The sequence below is a fragment of the Aquisphaera insulae genome, assembly GCF_011064615.1.
GTDB classification, from domain to species: Bacteria; Planctomycetota; Planctomycetia; order Isosphaerales; family Isosphaeraceae; genus Aquisphaera; species Aquisphaera insulae.
In genome coordinates this window covers 1-1,410 of the sequence record NZ_JAALJH010000221.1, presented here as the reverse complement: position 1 = coordinate 1,410, position 1,410 = coordinate 1, and the positions used below count along the sequence as shown (strand labels likewise).

1 protein-coding gene is annotated in these 1,410 nt (G+C 70.0%); it reads right to left on the bottom strand.

Annotated elements, in window-relative coordinates:
- The coding region (locus tag G6O54_RS36840; RefSeq protein ID WP_165236109.1) for an IS701 family transposase at positions 1-1,292 on the bottom strand (1,292 nt) is incomplete at its 3' end.
- Positions 1,293-1,410 lie beyond the last annotated feature (118 nt).

Sequence of the window (1,410 nt, the reverse complement as noted above, 5' to 3'; positions counted from 1 at the left end):
ATTTCCGCCTCGGTCAGGCCGGCGTGGAGAAGCCCGCGAATCTCCTCGGCCAGGATTTCGCGTCGCCAGGCCCGCCGCTTGTCCAGGTGGCTGGGGCGACGCGTCGAGTCGTCCCACGGCGAGGCCGCGCGGTTCACCAGCGACTCCTCCGAGCGGCCCCAGGCCCAGACCTCGGTCATCGTGTAGGTCCACAGGCAGGTCAGGAATGATCCCACGCTCGCCCAGATGTGCCGCACTTGCTGCTGGCCGGCCCCGACGATCTGCTTGACCTCGCGGAAGGCCGTCTCCAGGCTGAAGCGGTCGGACACGATCCCCAGGATGTCGGCCACGGTCGCCGTGACGTCGGTGCAGAAGTACGCCCGCCAGCCGGTCGGCTCGTCGACCAGCACCACGCGGATCGCCCCGCCGGCCGGTCGCCAGGTCGCCACGAACGTCTTGTATCGCTTCTCGACCTCCTCGCCATAGATGGTGACCGGCCCCCGCGACCAGCCGCGACGATCGGCGGCCCGACGGGCCAGGTCGATCCGCCGCTCGCCGTAGATCCGCGGCCGGCCCCGCTTGCCGGGACGCCTCGGGCCGGGCACGTCGAAGAGCGCCGCGTCCTTGCGGAGCCGGCTGACGACCGTCACGCCCAGCGCCGCGAGCGGCTTGAGGAAGTTGGCCTTGGCGTAGGCCCCATCGGCCACGATCCAGATGGACTTGCCCAGGTATTTCAGCCGGGTGAGCGACCATTTGACCAGCTCGACGGCCATCTCGAGCTTGGTGCGGAACGCGGGGCGATGTTTCGGGTCGATCGCCGGCAGGTCCACGTCGCGGACGTAGAGCCGAGCCAGCAGCGGCAGCGCGATGACGCCCCAGGCCGAATGAGTGGCCAGCAGTCCCAGGACGACGAAGACATGGCCGTAGAGCCGCGGCGAGCCGACCGGGCCGGGGGTCGGGTTGTGATGGATGCCGGCGCCCTGGACGAGCGGGCCGTGGCGGCGAGTGGGAGTGTCGTCGAGCGCCAGGACGATCCGCGGCCGATCGGCCAGGAGCGGCTTGACGACCTCGGTGAGCAAGCGGAAAGCGACGCGGTCGCCATCCCGTCCGGCGGCGGCGACGGTCGTATAGCAGCGACGGAACGAGCGGCTCAGGCCGGCGCCGCGGATCCACGAGGTGACGGTCCTGCGACCACGAGCCAGGAGGGCGCCGAGGAGGAGCTTCGCCATCCTGGGGGCATGCCGACGCTCGAGGGCACCGGCGAGGCGAGAGAACCACTGGCAAGGGACAGGTCCGGGGTGCGAAGATGTCATGGCTGGCTCCGTCCGGTTCGGTGGTTTGGCGTGATAACCGCCATCGTCCCGGTCGGACCAGCATTCGTCTACCCCTCCCCACTCAGACGCTCAGGGTGGTGAATCGCGGAAAGTGCAG